Source organism: Variovorax sp. ZS18.2.2 (genome assembly GCF_024701975.1).
GTDB lineage: Bacteria > Pseudomonadota > Gammaproteobacteria > Burkholderiales > Burkholderiaceae_C > Variovorax.
This window is the reverse complement of sequence record NZ_JANLNM010000007.1, coordinates 320,036-336,025: the sequence shown is the minus strand read 5'-3', so window position 1 is coordinate 336,025 and position 15,990 is coordinate 320,036. Positions and strand designations below refer to the sequence as shown.

At 67.8% G+C, this 15,990-nt stretch carries 15 protein-coding genes; all 15 read right to left on the bottom strand.

Translation table 11 applies throughout. The features are described 5' to 3' along the window. Window positions 1-20 precede the first annotated feature (20 nt). Complete coding sequence (locus tag NU688_RS25285) at window positions 21-824, bottom strand: CPBP family intramembrane glutamic endopeptidase (protein ID WP_257863577.1); 804 nt, start codon at window positions 822-824, stop codon at window positions 21-23. A gap of 53 nt (window positions 825-877) precedes the next feature. Next, window positions 878-1,153, bottom strand: a complete 276-nt coding sequence (locus tag NU688_RS25280) for a hypothetical protein (RefSeq protein WP_206177572.1) — start codon at window positions 1,151-1,153, stop codon at window positions 878-880. A gap of 23 nt (window positions 1,154-1,176) precedes the next feature. Next, entirely contained in the window at window positions 1,177-1,737 is a 561-nt protein-coding gene (locus tag NU688_RS25275) for an isoprenylcysteine carboxylmethyltransferase family protein (protein ID WP_257863576.1), read from the bottom strand. A gap of 30 nt (window positions 1,738-1,767) precedes the next feature. Continuing rightward, on the bottom strand, window positions 1,768-2,526 hold the full coding sequence (locus NU688_RS25270) for an SDR family NAD(P)-dependent oxidoreductase (protein ID WP_257863575.1): 759 nt from the start codon (window positions 2,524-2,526) through the stop codon (window positions 1,768-1,770). Continuing rightward, window positions 2,526-4,577 carry a phenylacetic acid degradation bifunctional protein PaaZ gene (gene paaZ, locus NU688_RS25265; protein WP_257863574.1) on the bottom strand — a complete coding sequence of 684 codons (2,052 nt, stop codon included), beginning with the start codon at window positions 4,575-4,577 and terminating at the stop codon, window positions 2,526-2,528. Before paaZ ends, NU688_RS25270 begins: the two co-directional genes overlap by 1 nt. A gap of 23 nt (window positions 4,578-4,600) precedes the next feature. After that, complete coding sequence (locus tag NU688_RS25260; RefSeq protein WP_257863573.1) at window positions 4,601-5,350, bottom strand: ABC transporter ATP-binding protein; 750 nt, start codon at window positions 5,348-5,350, stop codon at window positions 4,601-4,603. Beyond that, window positions 5,347-7,248: a branched-chain amino acid ABC transporter ATP-binding protein/permease gene (locus tag NU688_RS25255; protein WP_257863572.1), complete on the bottom strand. Its 1,902-nt coding sequence runs from the start codon at window positions 7,246-7,248 to the stop codon at window positions 5,347-5,349. Before NU688_RS25255 ends, NU688_RS25260 begins: the two co-directional genes overlap by 4 nt. Further along, entirely contained in the window at window positions 7,245-8,273 is a 1,029-nt protein-coding gene (locus NU688_RS25250) for a branched-chain amino acid ABC transporter permease (protein ID WP_206177578.1), read from the bottom strand. Before NU688_RS25250 ends, NU688_RS25255 begins: the two co-directional genes overlap by 4 nt. A 179-nt stretch (window positions 8,274-8,452) precedes the next feature. Further along, window positions 8,453-9,601, bottom strand: coding sequence for an ABC transporter substrate-binding protein (locus NU688_RS25245; protein ID WP_257863571.1), 1,149 nt, complete (start codon window positions 9,599-9,601; stop codon window positions 8,453-8,455). A 158-nt stretch (window positions 9,602-9,759) separates the two neighbouring features. Next, window positions 9,760-10,845, bottom strand: a complete 1,086-nt coding sequence (gene paaE, locus NU688_RS25240) for a 1,2-phenylacetyl-CoA epoxidase subunit PaaE (protein ID WP_257863570.1) — start codon at window positions 10,843-10,845, stop codon at window positions 9,760-9,762. Window positions 10,846-10,855: 10 nt separating this feature from the next. Further along, on the bottom strand, window positions 10,856-11,383 hold the full coding sequence (paaD, locus tag NU688_RS25235; RefSeq protein ID WP_257863569.1) for a 1,2-phenylacetyl-CoA epoxidase subunit PaaD: 528 nt from the start codon (window positions 11,381-11,383) through the stop codon (window positions 10,856-10,858). Continuing rightward, window positions 11,380-12,159: a 1,2-phenylacetyl-CoA epoxidase subunit PaaC gene (paaC, locus tag NU688_RS25230; RefSeq protein ID WP_257863568.1), complete on the bottom strand. Its 780-nt coding sequence runs from the start codon at window positions 12,157-12,159 to the stop codon at window positions 11,380-11,382. The genes paaD and paaC overlap by 4 nt, the downstream gene beginning before the upstream one ends. A 21-nt stretch (window positions 12,160-12,180) precedes the next feature. After that, window positions 12,181-12,480, bottom strand: a complete 300-nt coding sequence (paaB, locus tag NU688_RS25225) for a 1,2-phenylacetyl-CoA epoxidase subunit PaaB (protein WP_013539788.1) — start codon at window positions 12,478-12,480, stop codon at window positions 12,181-12,183. Beyond that, window positions 12,477-13,484 carry a 1,2-phenylacetyl-CoA epoxidase subunit PaaA gene (paaA, locus tag NU688_RS25220; RefSeq protein ID WP_257863566.1) on the bottom strand — a complete coding sequence of 336 codons (1,008 nt, stop codon included), beginning with the start codon at window positions 13,482-13,484 and terminating at the stop codon, window positions 12,477-12,479. The genes paaB and paaA overlap by 4 nt, the downstream gene beginning before the upstream one ends. 44 nt (window positions 13,485-13,528) lie before the next feature. Beyond that, window positions 13,529-15,973 carry a penicillin acylase family protein gene (locus tag NU688_RS25215; protein ID WP_257863564.1) on the bottom strand — a complete coding sequence of 815 codons (2,445 nt, stop codon included), beginning with the start codon at window positions 15,971-15,973 and terminating at the stop codon, window positions 13,529-13,531. Window positions 15,974-15,990: the final 17 nt, after the last annotated feature.

Here is a 15,990-nt window from a genome sequence, read left to right as displayed (position 1 = left end):
AGCTAGCCAGCCCTGGCGGCTCAGGGCCCACGCCCGCCCGCCCCCGGCGTCACCAGCAGGCGCCGCAGGGCCAGCGTGCCCACAACGGCCGCTACTACGACCAGCAACAAAGTCCACACCGCGTCCGCCCTCGACGCATCCGTGGGCCAGTCGCCGACGAACATGGTGCCGGTGTTGTAGGCGGCATGCAGCGCGATGCACGGAATGAGCGAGCGGGTGCGCTCATAGAGCCAGCCGAGCACCGTGCCCAGCACCAGCCCGACGAGGAACTGGTAGATGTTCAGGTGCGCGGCCCCGAACAGCACGGCCGAGCCGACGATGGCATGCCAGCGCGCATAGCGCTGCAGGAAGCCGCGCAGCACGATGCCGCGGAACAGCATCTCCTCGAGCAGCGGCGCCACCACGCACACCGCCAGCGTGGCGGCGACGCTGCCGTCGGCCATGCGGCTGAACAGCGATTCTTCCCACGGCGAGAGCGGCGCAACGTACATCAGCAGGTTGAGCGCGGCCATCACCGTCACCATCAGCGCGGGCACGAGCAGCAGCACCGGCGGCACCACCAGCATCAGCGTGGCCGGTGCCGAAATGGGCGACTGGTGAAAGAGCTGGCGGTAGGTGAGCTGCTGGTAGTGCATGACCACTGCGAACACGCAGCCATTGCTCAGCACCGTGGAGAGTACGCCCAGCTGCATGCGGTTCAGCCCGAGCCAGCCGTTGGCGTCCCGGAGCGCCGCGCCGACTACGAGTTCGCAGAGAAACAGCGCCACGAACAGCAGGATGGCCTGCACGGCGGAGGGAAAGGCCGTGCGTTTCGGGGAGGACATGAAGAGGTCGGGGCGCCGGGGAAGAGGCGCGGATATTACCTTCGGGCCGGCAGCTACTTGTTGGAGACAGGCAGATCGAGCTGCAAGGCAACCTCCCGGATTTCAGCGTTCACCGCCGCCAGCCGCTCCCTCTGCGGCGCGCCTTCTTCCGGGGAGATGCCTTCGAGCGCCGCGACCAGGTTCTTGCGCTCGGCCCGGAGTTGCACGTAGCGCTCTTCCAGCGCATCCATCCTGTTGTGATACGGCTGCTGCGAGGCGCGCACGACGGCAGGCGCCAGCACACATCCACCCAGGGAGGCGAGCGCAACCGCGGCCCAGAGTGCCAGCATGACCCGATGTACGGTGGCGGCTTTCACACCACGAACGGAATGAAGCGCCGCGTCCCGCGCATGTAGTCGCGGTAGGTGTCGCCGAAATGCGCGATGCATTCCTTCTCGTCGCGCAGCGCCGTCAGCACCAAGAGCAGCGTGGCCGCCAGCACCAGTGCCAGCGTGAGCCAGGTGAACTGCTTGAGGAAAGCCCCCCAGGCCAGGAGCATCAGCGCGGTGTACATCGGGTGGCGGATGTAGCGGAAGGCGCCGGAGGTCACGAGCGAGGAGGTCTTTTCGAAACCATAGAGAGCCGGGTCGTCATTGCGCGCATCGCTCGGCTTGCCTTGTGCCTTGAGCAGGCGCACCGCGTGGATCGGCAGCCAGATCGACAGCGCCAGGAATATGCAGGAAAGAATCTGCGTGGCCGAGAACGGATCGACATGCCACACCGGCAGGTTCACGACGATCAGCACCAGCATGCATTCCCACGCGAAAAAGCGGTAGAAGCCGTGCGAGCCGGGCTGTGTCAGCGGCCCGCGCGAGACATAGAGCAGGGCGGCGGTGCCGGCGACGAGAAGGAAGATCTGGAACCAGAAGAGCATGGCGGCCGAATCTACACGGGCCGCCCGTCTTCAGCCAGAGATAGAAAACCCGCCGTCGACCGGAATGGCCGTGCCCGTCACGTAGTCGGACGCGGGGCTCGCGAGAAACACCGCGGTGCCGGCGATGTCGGCCGGCTGGCCCCAGCGGCCGGCAGCGGCGCGGGCCACCACGCGGTCATACAAGCCCGGAATCTGTGTGCGGGCGCCATCGGTGAGCTCGGTCTCGAACCAGCCGGGCAGGATCGCGTTGCACTGGATGTTGTCGGCCGCCCACGAGAGCGCGGTCGACTTGGTGAGCTGCACGATGCCCGCCTTGCTCGCCGCATAGGCCGGCGCATAGGGCGCGCCGAAGATCGACATCATCGAGCCGATGTTGATGATCTTGCCGCCGCCGGCCGCCTTCAGATGCGGGTGCGCGGCGCGGCTGCAGAGGAAGGCGCTCGTGAGGTTGGTACCCAGCACCTTGTTCCACTCGTCCAGCGAGAGCTGGTCGACGGGCTTGCGCACCGTGGTGCCGGCGTTGTTCACGAGGATGTCGAGCCGGCCGCAGCGCGCGGCCGCGTCGTCGAAAGCCTTCTGCACCGAGGCCTCGTCGCTCACATCAACTTCGAGCGCGAAGCTGTCGCTGCCCAAGGCCTTCAGCGCCTCGACCGCGGCGGCCGATTTCTGTGCATTGCGCGCCGCGACGATGACGCGCGCACCGACCTTCGCGAGGCCCTGCGCCATGCCAAGGCCGATGCCGCCGTTGCCGCCGGTGACGAGCGCGACTTTTCCCGTGAGATCGAACATCAGGTGGTTTCTGGTTTCTTGGAGACGAGCGTCAGGATATCGTAGCTCGCGACCACGTCGCCATCCTGGTTCGTCACCTCCACGTCCCAGGCCACCACGCCCTGACCCTGGCCGCTCGCATCCTTCTTGTTGCGGTCGATCTTGCGCTTGCAGGTCAGGCGCGCGCGGATGGTGTCGCCGATGCCCACGGGCTTGACGAAGCGCAGCGTGTCCAGGCCGTAGTTGGCGAGCACCGGGCCCGGCGCGGGCGAGACGAACAGGCCCGCGGCCGCCGACAGCACGAAGTAGCCGTGCGCGATGCGCTTGCCGAAGGGCGACTCCTTCGCCGCGACCTCGTCGAAGTGCATGTAGAAATAGTCGCCCGAGATGCCGCCGAAGGCCACGATGTCGGCCTCGCCGACGGTGCGGCGGTGGGTGAGCAGCGAGTCGCCGATGCGCAGGTCTTCGAAGTAGCTGCGGAACGGATGCACATCGCTCTCGCGCACGGCCGCGCCGCGCACGTGCTCGCCGGTGATCGCGGCCAGCATGGTGGGCGAGCCCTGCACCGCGGCGCGCTGCAGGTAGTGCTTCACGGCACGCAGGCCGCCCAGTTCTTCGCCGCCGCCCGCGCGGCCGGGGCCGCCGTGCTTGAGCTGCGGCAGCGGCGAGCCGTGGCCGGTCGATTCGGTGGCGGCTTCGCGGTCGAGCACCAGCAGGCGACCGTGCCATGCGGCAGCGACAGGAATGGCCTTGGCCGCGACGGCCGGATCGCGCGTGACCAGCGTGCCGACGAGGCTGCCGCGGCCGCGAGCGGCGAGCGCCAACGCTTCGTCGATGCCGTCATAAGGCATCAGCGTGCTGACGGGGCCGAAGGCCTCGACGTCGTGTGCGGCATCGTGTTCGAGGGGTTTGCGGCTCAGCAGCAGCGTGGGCGCGAAGAAGGCGCCTTCGCTCACGCCGTCGCCCACGGGCGAGAAGCCGTCGCGCTCGCCGTAGACCAGCTCGGCGCCCTGCAGCAGCGTGGCCACGCGCTCGGCCACATCGACCTGCTGCGCATGCGAGGCGAGGGCGCCCATGCGCACCTCTTCACGCGACGGATCGCCGATGACCGTTTTCGCGAGCCGCGCGCGCAGGCGCTCGGCCACCGCATCGAGGTGCTGGCGCGGCACGATCGCGCGGCGGATCGCGGTGCACTTCTGGCCTGCCTTGGTCGTCATCTCGCGCGCCACTTCCTTCACGAAGAGATCGAACTCCTCGTCGTCGGGCGTCACATCGGGCGCGAGGATCGCGCAGTTGAGCGAGTCGGCCTCGGCGTTGAACGGGATCGACTGGCGCACCAGGTTCGGATGCACGCGCAGCTTGGCCGCGGTATCGGCCGAACCGGTGAAGGTGACCACGTCCGGCCCTTCGAGGCGATCGAGCAGGTCGCCCGTGCCGCCGATCACCAGCTGCAGGCTGCCCTCGGGCAGGATGCCCGACTGCACGATGAGCCGCACCGCAGCCTCGGTGAGGTAGCTGGTGGCCGAGGCCGGCTTGCCGATGCACGGCATGCCCGCGAGGAAGCTGGGCGCAAATTTCTCCAGCAGGCCCCACACCGGAAAGTTGAAGGCGTTGATGTGCACCGCCACGCCGCCGCGCGGCACCAGGATGTGCGTGCCCGCGAAGCCGCCCTTCTTGCCGAGCGGGAAGGCCGGGCCTTCGTGCACGAGGTTGCCTGAGGGCAGCTCGTTGGAGCCGATGCCGGCGTAGGCGCTCAGCGTGCCGGCGCCGCCTTCGATGTCGATCCAGCTGTCGGCGCGTGTGGCGCCCGTATGGGCCGAGATCGCATAGAGCGTTTCCTTGTTCGCGGCGAGGTACTTGGCCAGCGCCTTCAGTCGTTCGGCGCGCTGCTGGAAGTCGAGCTTCATGAGCGCGGGGATGCCGGTGCGGCGTGCGTACTGCAGCGCTTCGGCGAAGTCGATGGCTTCGGCGTGCGTGCTGGCCACGGGCTGGCCGTTGATGGCGCTGCGCAGTTGCTGCGCGCTCTCTTTGCCGATCCAGCGGCCGGCGATGTAGCTTTGTAGGGTGGTCATGAAAGTCCTTGAGCGTCCGGGGTTCAGGCGACGGCAGGTTCCGCGTTGCGGTTGCCGATGCCCAGGTAGGTGTCGATGATTCGCTGGTCGTGCAGCAGCTCGCGCGCATTGCCTTCGAGCGCCACGGCGCCCATCTCCAGCACATAGGCGCGGTCGGCCACTTGCAGCGCGGCGCGCGCGTTCTGCTCCACGAGCAGCACCGAAACGCCATGGCTTCGCAGTTGCGAGACCACGCGCAGCACTTCGCGCACCACCAGCGGCGCGAGGCCGAGCGAGGGTTCGTCGAGCATCAGGAGGCGCGGCCGCGCCATCAGCGCGCGGCCGATGGCCAGCATCTGGCGTTCGCCGCCCGAGAGCGTGGAGGCCATCTGCGGCTTGCGCTCGCGCAGGCGCGGGAAGATATCGAACACCTCCTCCATGCGCGCGCGCTGGTCGCGCTTGCCCTTGCGCCACTGGTAGAAGCCGCCGAGCAGCAGGTTGTCTTCGACCGACATCTCGCCGAACAGCTCGCGCCGCTCGGGCACGAGGGCCACGCCGCGCGCCACCATGGTCTCGACGCCGGGGCGCGCGATGCGTTGGCCCGCGAGCGTGAGCGCGCCGGTGGAAGGCAGCAGGCCCATCGCCGCGCACAGCAGCGTGGTCTTGCCCGCGCCGTTGGGGCCGATGACCGTGACGATCTCGCCTTCGTTCACATGCAGCCGAATGCTGTGCACCGCTTCGACGGTGCGGTAGGCGACGCAGAAGTCTTCGAGTTGGAGCAGGGGAGCGGTCATCGTGCGTCTTCCAGCAGTTCGTCGTCGGCGCCGCCGAGGTAAGCCTCGAGCACGCGCGGGTTGGCTTGCACCTCGGCCGGCGTGCCGGTGGCGATGACGGTGCCGAACTCCAGCACCGTGATGCGGTCGGCCAGGTTCATCACGAACTCCATGTCGTGCTCCACCACGAGGATGCCCAGGCCCTCGGCGCGCAACTGGCTCAGCAGCACGGAAAGCGCGCGTTTTTCCAGGTGGCGCAGGCCCGCGGCAGGTTCGTCGAGCAGCAGCACCGAGGGCTGGCCGGCGAGGGCGCGCGCGATTTCGACCACGCGCTGCTGGCCGAGCGAAAGCGATGCGGCCGGCGTGTCGGCATGCGCGCCGAGGCCGCAGCGTTCGATCTGGCGGCGTGCTTCGGCCATCAGCGCGGCTTCTTCGGCACGGTCCAGCCGCAGCATCGCGGCGAGCCAGCCGCGCCTGGCACGCAGGTGGGCGCCGAGCGCGACGTTCTCGACCACGCTGCGCTGCCCGAGCAGGCGCACGTGCTGGAAGGTGCGGCCGAGGCCGAGTGCGGCGAAGGCGCGCGAGGGCTTGGTCGCCATCGACTGGCCGGAGAGCCGCACCACGCCCGAGGTCGGATCGTCCACGCCCGAGATCATGTTGAAGAAGGTGCTCTTGCCCGCGCCGTTCGGGCCGATCAGCGCATGGATCTCGCCGGCCTTCAGCGTCATCGAGATCGCGTTGTTGGCGACGAGGCCGCCGAAACGCTTGCTCACGTCGCTGGCTTCGAGCAGCAGTTCGCCCGATGCGGGCAGCGTGCGCTGAGCGAGTTGCGCAGGCGCGGCTTTCGATGCGGCGGGCGCCGCCTTCGGCGCCTCGTTGCGCACCCAGCGGCTCGCGAGCCGCGAGAGCGTGGGCCAGAGCCCGTCCGCAAAGCGCTGCAGCACGAACAGCATCAGCAAGCCGAACACGATCACTTCGAAGTTGCCGCTCGTGCCCAGCAGCGCGGGCAGCACGTCCTGCAGCTTTTCCTTCAGCAGCGTGATGAGTGCCGCGCCGAGCACCGCGCCCCACAGGTGCCCCGCGCCGCCGACCACCGCCATGAACAGGAGTTCGATGCCGATGTTCAGGTTGAAGGGCGTCGGGTTCACGAAGCGTTGCAGGTGCGCATAGAGCCAGCCCGACACCGCCGCGAGCAGCGCGGCCAGCACGAAGAGCTTGATGCGATGACGTGCGGTGTCGACGCCCATCGACTCGGCCATCAGCCGCCCGCCCTTGAGCGCGCGGATGGCGCGGCCTTCGCGCGAATCGAGCAGGTTGTGCATGGCCCACAGCGCGAGCAGCAGCACGGCCCAGATCACCACGCCCAGCGCACGCGGCGTGGCGAGCGACACGCCGGCGACCACCAGTGGCGGCACGCCCGTGATGCCGGTCTGCCCGCCCAGGAACTCCATGTTGCCGAACAGGAAGTAGAGGCTCAAACCCCAGGCGATGGTGCACAGCGGCAGGTAGTGGCCCTGCAGCTTGAGCGTGACTGCGCCCAGCACCCAGGCCAGCGCGAAGGTGAAGGCGAGGCCGAGCAGCAGGCCGGCCCATGGCAGCAATGCGGGGCTGACCGCGCCGCCCAGCCATGCGGCGGCGGTGGGCGAGGTGCAGATCCACGCGGTGGCGTACGCGCCCATGCCGACGAAGGCGGCCTGGCCGAAGGAGGTCATGCCGCCCACGCCGGTGAGCATCACCAGCCCGGCTGCGACCAGCGCATAGAGCCCGATGTTGCTCAGCACGGACACGGTGAACTCGGGCAGGAAGCCCCAGGCCAGCGCGAGCGCGACGACGAAGATCAGGGTGAGCTGGCGCGGCGTGACCAGCGGCTTGCCGGCGGGCGGCGCATTCACAGCGACAGGGTTCGAAGACGGGCTCATTCCTCGTCCTCCACATGATGGCTGCGCAGCGAACGCCACCACAGCACGGGAATGATCAGGGTGAAGACCAGCACTTCCTTGAACGGGCTGGCCCAGAAGGAGGCGAAGGCTTCGAGCTGCCCCACCAGCAGCGCGCCGACCAGCGCCAGCGGATAGCTCGCGAGCCCGCCGACGATGGCCGCGACGAAGCCCTTCAAGCCGATCAGGAAGCCGGTGTCGTAGTACACGGTGGTGATGGGCGCAATGAGCAGGCCCGACACCGCACCGATCAGCGCCGCGAGCGCAAAGCTCAGGTCACCCGACAGTTCGGTCGGAATGCCCGAGAGCCGTGCGCCGACGCGGTTGATGGCGGTGGCGCGCAATGCCTTGCCGACCATCGAGCGCCCGAAGAACAGGAACATCGCGATCACCAGCAGCAGCGTGACGCCGACCACCACCAGCGATTGCCCGCTGACCGGGATGCCGCCGATGTCGAAGCGCGCGTCCGAGAAGGCCGTGGTGCGCGAGCCCTCGGCGCCGAAGAACAGCAGGCCGAGGCCGACCAGCACGCCATGCAGCGCGACCGAGACGATCAGCAGCATCAGCACGTTGGCATCCGCCAGTGGCCGGTAGGCCAGCCGATAGAGCAGGGGGCCGAGCGGCATGATGAGGATCAGCGTGGTGAGCGTCTGACCCGCCATCGAGGTGGGCTTGAGCAGCAGCACCAGCGCGGCGGCAGCCAGCGGCAGCACCACGCACCAGGCGAGCGCCGAGGCCCAGTCGACCACCGCGCCGCGCTTCCAGCGCCAGAACTCGACGATCAGCACCATCACCGCGAGCGCGAGCAGCAGCCACAGCGTGGCCGGCACGCGGCCGGCCTGCAGCATGGCCATCGAGAGGGCCCCGAAGGCGACGAACTCGCCCTGGGGAATGAAGATGACGCGCGTGACCGAGAACACCAGCACGAGCGCGAGCGCCATCAATCCATAGACGGCACCGTTGACGATGCCGTCCTGCCCCAACAACAGGGCGATCTGCAAATCCATAAGAAAACCTTCGGGCTTGGCCCGTTTATCGAATCAGTCGCTGCACCGCATGGCTCCTTCCCCCTTTGGGGGAAGGTTGGGATGGGGGCGGTCCCCGCAGTCACGGCTGCGCGTACGTCAATGCCGTCGTGCCCCCACCCCAGCCCTCCCCCAGAGGGGGAGGGAGCAAGGCAAAGACATCAGGGTTGGTATTTCCAGGCGCCGTTTTCGATCTTCACCATCACGCGGGCGCGTTGGTCCAGACCCAGATGGTCCTTCTCGGTCATGTTGAACACGCCGTGCGCGCCCGACACATCCTTGGTCTGCTCCAGCGCATCGCGCAATGCGGCGCGGAATTCAGGCGTGCCCGGCTGTGCCTTCTTGAGCGCGACCGGCACGGCCGAGCTCATCAGCAGGCCGGCGTCCCAGGCGTGCGCGCCGAAGGTCGAGACCGTGCCCTTGCCGTACGCGGCCTCGTAGGCAGTCACATAGGTCATGGCTGATTTCTTCACCGGGTTGCTGGCGGGCAGCTGGTCGGCCACGAGCACCGGGCCGGCCGGCAGGAAGGTGCCTTCCACGTCCTTGCCGCCCACGCGCAGGAAGTCGGCATTCGCCACGCCGTGCGTCTGGTACATCTTGCCGGTGTAGCCGCGCTCCTTGAGCGTCTTCTGCGGCAGCGCGGCCGGCGTGCCCGAGCCCCCGACCAGCACCGCATCGGCCTTGGCGGCCATGATCTTCAGCGCCTGGCCGGTCACCGAGGTGTCGCTGCGCGAGAAGCGCTCGTTGGCAACCACGGTGATCTTCTTGAGTGCCGCAGCCTTGGCGAATTCTTCCGACCAGCCTTCGCCGTAGGCGTCGGAGAAGCCGATGTAGGCGACGGTCTTCACGCCGTTGGCGGCCATGTGCTCGGCGATGGCGAGCGACATCATGATGTCGTTCTGTGGCGTCTTGAAGACCCACTTCTTCTTGGCGTCCATCGGCTCGATGATGCGAGCCGAGGCGGCGATGGAGATCATCGGCACCTTGGCTTCGCTCACCACGTCGATCATCGCGAGCGAGTTGGGCGTGGTGGTGGAGCCCAGCACGATGTCGACCTTGTTCTCGGCGATCAGCTTGCGGGTGTTGGCCACGGCCGCAGTGGTGTCGGAGGCATCGTCGAGCACGATGTAGTTGATCTTCTGGCCCCCGAGGGTCTTGGGCATCAGCGAGATGGTGTTCTTCTCGGGAATGCCGAGCGAGGCGGCCGGGCCGGTGGCCGACACCGTCACGCCGACATTGACGTCGGCCCAGGCCGCGGCGGCGGTGGCGCACAGCGCGGCGATCAGAAGGGGCTTGAAGAAGAATTTCATTTGGGCTTGTCTCTGGGTTGGTTAATGGTGGTTGCAAAAAAGCGCTGGGGCCTATCGAGAAATGCCGCGGAACCGGCTTCGCCGGGCCGCTGGCGTTGCCCCCGGCGAGGGGGTAGGAGGCCACACGCAGTGGGCAAGCCTGGGGGTGTGCTTCATATTCAGCGCTCGTCGAAGGACAGGGTGACACGCTCGGTGAGGGGGTGGGCCTGGCAGGTCAGCACGAACCCGGCGGCCACTTCATTCTTGTCGAGCGCGAAGTTTCTTTCCATGCGGACTTCCCCGTCCACGCATTTGGCGCGGCAGGTTCCGCACACGCCCGAGGTGCACGAGAACGGCACTTCGAGGCCGGCGGCCGAGGCGGCGTCGAGGATGCTGGGCTGGCCTTCGGTGAAAGTGATCTCGCGCTGCAGGCCGTCGCGCACGATGGTGATGCGGGCCTGCTTGGCATCGCCCGGCTGCGGTTCGTGCACCACGGCGCCGACCTGCGTGGCCGAGGGCAAGGCCACGCCGAAGCGTTCGATGTGGATGCGGTCCTCGGGCACACCGGCCGCGAGCAGCGCGGCCTCGGCCTCGTCGTTCATCTGGAACGGGCCGCACACGTAGACGTGGTCGATGCGTTTCGCGGGCACCACCGACTGCAGGAACTCGCCGATCTTCTCGCGGTTCATCACGCCGAAGCCCAGCGGCGAATCGGTGTGCTCGTCGGAGAACACGTGCAGCAGCACGAGGCGCGTCATGTAGCGGTTCTTCAGGTCCTCGATTTCTTCCTTGAACATCGTGGACTGCAGTTGCCGGTTGCCGTAGATCAGCGTGAAGCGGCTCGCGGGTTCGCGCGCCAGCACCGTCTTCATGATCGAGAGGATCGGCGTGATGCCGCTGCCGCCCGCGATGCCGACGTGGTGCCGGGCCGAAGCCGGCTCGATCGGCACGAAGAAGCGGCCTTGCGGCGCCATCACCTGCAGCGTGTCGCCCGGTTGCAGGCTCGCGTTGATCCAGTTGGAGAACACGCCGCCGCGCACCTTGCGCACGCCGACGCGCAGCTCGCCGTCGTCCAGGCCCGCGCAGATCGAATAGGAGCGGCGCAGGTCCTGGCCGTCGATGTCATGGCGCAAGGTGAGGTACTGGCCCTGCGTGAAGCCGAAGACTTCCTGCAGGTCGGCCGGCACCTCGAACGAGACGATGACGGCCTCGTGCGTATCGGGCTCGATGGCCTTCACGCGCAGGGGGTGGAAAAGGGTACTCATCGGGGGCGCCTTAGATCGGCTTGAAATGTTCGAAAGGTTCGCGGCAGGCCATGCAGCGATAGAGGGCCTTGCAGGCGGTAGAGCCGAAAGCGGACAGGCGCTCGGTGCGCTCGCTCGCGCAGCGCGGGCAGGCGATGCGTTCGCCGGCGATGCGGCCGAAGAGCTTGATCGGCATCGCGGTGTTGGCCGCGACTTCGGGCGTGAGATGGGCCGGCGGGGCGATGCCATAGGCCTTGAGCTTGGCGCGGCCTTCGTCGCTGATCCAGTCGCTGCTCCATGCGGGCGCGCGGCGCAGCGTGGCGCGTGCGCGGCCCAGGCCGGCCTGTTCGATGGCGGCCAGCACGTCGTGTTCGATGGCTTCGGTCGCGGGGCAGCCGGAGTAGGTCGGCGTGAGCACGATCTCGAGGCCGTCGTCATGCTCGATCACTTCGCGCACGATGCCCAGGTCGCAGACCGACACGGCCGGCACCTCGGGGTCGAGCACGGTGTGCAGCACGGCCCACGCCGCATCGACGCGCGATGCCACCACGGTGTTCACCACACGCCTCCGGGGAAGCTGCGCTGCAGGTGCTGCATCTCGGTGAGGATGTAGCCCATGTGTTCGCTGTGCACGCCTTGCTTGCCGTTGCTGCGGAACGCGGCTTCCTGTGGCATCGCGAGGCCGGCCGCGTCGAGCACCTGCTGCATCTCGGCGAGCCAGGGCTCGCGCAGTTCGCTCCATGCCGGGCCGAGGCCGCTGGCGCTGGCTTCAGCGTCCACCGCATCGCTCTCGAAGAGTTCGGGCACGTAGAGCCAGAGCTGCTTCAACGCCTTCTCGGTGCGGCGGCGCGATTCGTCGGTGCCGTCGCCCAGGCGCACGACCCAGTCGGCCGAGTGCTGCTGGTGGTAGCGCGCTTCCTTCACGGCCTTACCGGCGATCGCGGCCACTTCGGCGTCGCTCGATGCGGCCAGGCGTTGCCACAGCAGCTTGAGCAGCGTGGCGACCATGGTGTTGCGCAGCACGGCAAAGGCGAAGTCGCCGCGCGGCAGCTCGACCAGCGTGAGGTTGAAGTAGTCGCGCTCGTTGCGCAGGTACGCGAGCTGGTCTTCGTCGTGCTCACGGCCCTCTCCCTCGAGCTTGCCGGCATGCGTGAGCAGGCCGCGCGCTTGCCCGACGAGGTCGAGCGCGATGTTGGCCATCGCGATGTCTTCCTCCAGCACGGGCGCGTGCCCGCACCATTCGCCCAGGCGCTGCGCAAGCACCAGGCACGTGTCGCCGATGCGCAGCAGGTATTGCACGGCGGGCGTGCGGTTCAGTTCGATCGATGCTTGCATGATGGTCCCGTCAATGGCCGCTCACATGTGGTCCACGGACTTGGGCAGCGCGTAGAAGGTCGGATGGCGATAGACCTTGTCTTCCGCCGGATCGAAGTACATGTCCTTCTCGCCCGGATCGCTCGCCACGATCTGCTCGGAGCGCACCACCCAGATGCTGCTGCCTTCCTGGCGGCGCGTGTACACGTCGCGCGCCATCTGGATCGCCATCTTCGAATCGGCCGCGTGCAGGCTGCCGCAGTGCTTGTGGTCCAGGCCCGCCTTGCTGCGCACGAACACTTCCCACAGGGGCCATTCTTGCTTGGTCGTATCGGCGCTCATGCGGCCTCCTTCATTGGTTGTTTGTTGGCGTGGGCCATCGCGGCTTCGCGGACCCATTCGCCGTCATCCCAGGCGTCGACGCGCGCCTGCAGGCGCTCGCGGTTGCAGGGGCCGTCGCCGCCCACCACGCGCCAGAACTCGCTCCAGTCGATCGTGCCGAAGTCGTGCGCCTGGCGCTCTTCGTTCCACTTCAGGTCGGGGTCGGGCAGGGTCACGCCGAGGATGGCGGCCTGCTCGACGGCGGCGTCGATGAACTTCTGGCGCAGCTCGTCGTTGCTGAAGCGCTTGATGCCCCAGCGCATCGACTGCGCCGAGTTGGGCGACTGGTCGTCGGGTGGGCCGAACATCATGATCGAGGGCCACCACCAGCGGTCGACCGCGTCCTGCACCATCGCCTTCTGCGCGTCGGTGCCGTGGGTCATCATGGTGAGCAGGGCTTCGTAGCCCTGGCGCTGGTGAAAGCTCTCCTCGCGGCAGATGCGGATCATGGCGCGCGCATACGGTGCGTACGAGCAGCGGCAGATCGGCACCTGGTTCATGATGGCCGCGCCATCGACCAGCCAGCCGATGGTGCCCATGTCGGCCCAGGTGAGCGTGGGGTAGTTGAAGATCGAGCTGTACTTGGCCTTGCCGCTGTGCAGTGCATCGAACATCTGGTCGCGCGAGGTGCCCAGCGTCTCGGCGGCGGCATACAGGTAGAGGCCGTGGCCGCCTTCGTCCTGCACCTTGGCCAACAGGATGGCCTTGCGCTTCAGCGTGGGCGCGCGGCTGATCCAGTTGCCCTCGGGCAGCATGCCGACGATCTCGGAGTGCGCGTGCTGGCTGATCTGGCGCACCAGCGTCTTGCGGTAGTGCTCGGGCATCCAGTCCTTGGCTTCGATGAAGTCGCCGGCATCGATCTGCGCGTCGAAGCGCTCCTCGAGCCGCATCTCCTCGGCGGAGCGCACGGCCTTCTTGCCGTCGCCTGCGTCCTTGCCCATGGTGTCCATGGCTTGCGTGTACATCGTGGTTCTCCTTGCGGGTGAATGGGTGGTGTGCCGGGCTGCGGTCAGTAGCTCAGCTGCTTGGTCGATTCGGCCTGGCGGTCCACGTCGGCGGGCGTCAGCGCCTCGCTCTTGCAGCGGAAGTCCTTGAAGAGCGTCATCTGGTCGGCGTAGTGCGCCGACTTGCGGCCATCGGGCGCGACGAAGCCGCTCTGGCCGGGCGGCGCGGCGGTGCACAGCGTGACGCCGCGCGCACCGAGCACCACCTTGTCGTTCTGCGAGCCCCGGTTCATGAAGCTCGGCAATGTCAGCAGTTCGTCGGCACCCGCCTGCGGCGCGCCGATGAAGTTGCTGGTGAGAAAGGCGTGCCTGACGACCGGCGTGCGCCATTTCGCGGTGTCGCTGCCGTAGCGCTTCGCCAGTTCGGCCATGGCCTCTGTGAGCGTGGCGCGCAGCACCGCGTTCTTGTCTTCGCCATTGAAGAAGTCGTAGGTCTGCGGCACGCCGGCCCTGGCGCCGAGCAATGCGTTGTAGACCAGCTTCATGCCGTTGCCGGGGCGGATGCTGGCCACCTGCGTGTCGCCCGCATAGCCGTTGCCCGCATAGGCCGCGAACACCTCGGGCGGCAGGTCGTCGGCCAGCACCTTTTTGTAGAGGATGGGCAGCCAGTTCATCATCAGCGTGGTGGCGGGGCTGTCGTAGACGCCGCGTTCGGCCGGGTCTTCGTTGAGGGCGTTCCAGTCGGCCAGCATCTGCGCCGCACGGCGCGCCGGGTCGGCGGCCGGCAGGTTGCGCGTGGCCTCGATGGCAAAGGGCACCATGTAGCGCGCGTTGGTGTCGGCGTAGGCGGTGGTGCGGTTGAGCGCCCACAGTTCGTCCGGCGTGAGCTTCGGCTTGGCCTCCAGGCGCGCGGTGAATTCGCGCACGCGGTCGACCACGGAATAGTTGCCGCCGTCGCTCACCGCGCCTGGTGCGGACTGATTGTTCCAGTTGGCGACGTAGCCCTGCGCCGGGTTGAAGGTCTTGGGGTCTTCGCTGAAGGGGCGGATGCCGAGCCATTCCATCGAACCGTCGCCCACGGCGGGCAAGCGGATGTCCTGTGTGGCCGGGCGGATCGGCAGGCGGCCGGGCGAGACGTAGCCGATGTTGCCCTCGGTGTCCGCGTAGTACCAGTTGATGGTGATGGCCACGCGCGAGGCCTGCGCCAGCCACTGGTCCCAGTTCTTCGCCTGCATCGAGTGGATCCAGCCGAGCAGCGATTCGAGTTCGTAGCCGTCCCAGCTCCGCTTCATCGAATAGGCGGTGCCGTTGGGCAGGTCGAAGTTGGTGACGATGCCGTGCACGGTGGCGTACACGTCCACGCTCTGGTCGGGCTGGCCCTTGACCTTGATGACTTCGGTGCGCTTGCTCATCGCGCGCATCGCACCGTTGAACTGGTACTCGTGCGGGTTGGCCGGGTTGAGCTTCTCCTGGTACATGTCGTTCACGTCCAGCGGGCCGGCGGTGGCGCCCCAGGCGATCTTGCCGTTGGTGCCGAAGAGCACGACCGGGTGCGCGAACGGCGTGTTGCCCGTCACGTCGAAGCCGGCGCCGTGCAGGCCGATGCCGAACACGTAGGACGGGTTGAACCAGTTGAACTGCGGGCCGTTGATGAAGACGGTGCTGCCGTCGGTGGTCTTCGACGGACCGGCGATCCAGAGGTTGCTGGCGATCGGGCGGGTCCACGGCTCGGCCACGCCGCGTTGGGCCGCGTCGATGTCGTTGCGCGCGACCAGCAGTTCGGGCGAGACGGGGGCCAGGCGCGCGACGGCGTCGTCGCCGGCCGGTTGCTGCACGGCAGCCTGGGCGCGCGCGCCGGTGCGCGGCACGGTGGTGGGCGCGAGCGGATCTTCCACCCAGCGGATCTGGTCGAACAGCTGGCGGCCGGCGACATCGCCGCGGGCCTTGCGCAGTTGCTCCAAGAGGCGCAGGTTGGCGACTTCGCTGCTCACGTTCGAATAGCGGTTGGCCATGGTGCCGACCCAGATCATGGCCACGTCGTAGCCTGTCCAATCGGCCTTCGGCTTGAATCCGGCGTCGTTGAATTGCTTGGGCAGCAGGGTCGCCTGTGCCGCCAGCACTTCGTTGACGCGCGCATTGAAGCCCGCGGCATAGCCATCGAAGATCGCCTTGTCGTCGGGCGACAGGCGGGCCATTTGCGCGCGGATGGATTCGGGCGTGAAGCCGGCGCGGCTGCCCTTGTCGAGCGCGACGTAGGCCGGGCCCATCACTTCGGAGACCGTGCCGAGCACCGCGCGGCGGGCCATCTCCATCTGGAACAGGCGGTCTTCGGCGACCGCGTAGCCGAAGCCGTGGAACAGGCCGCGCACGTCGTTGGCATACACGTGCGGCACACCGTAGGCATCGCGCTTGATCGTGACCTTGCCGCCGGGCGCAGGCGTCGTGGCGGCGCAGCCGGCCAGCGCGAGGGCGATGCAGGCGAGGGCGATCGGTCGGAAATTCAATGTCATCGAGGTTTTTTTGTAGG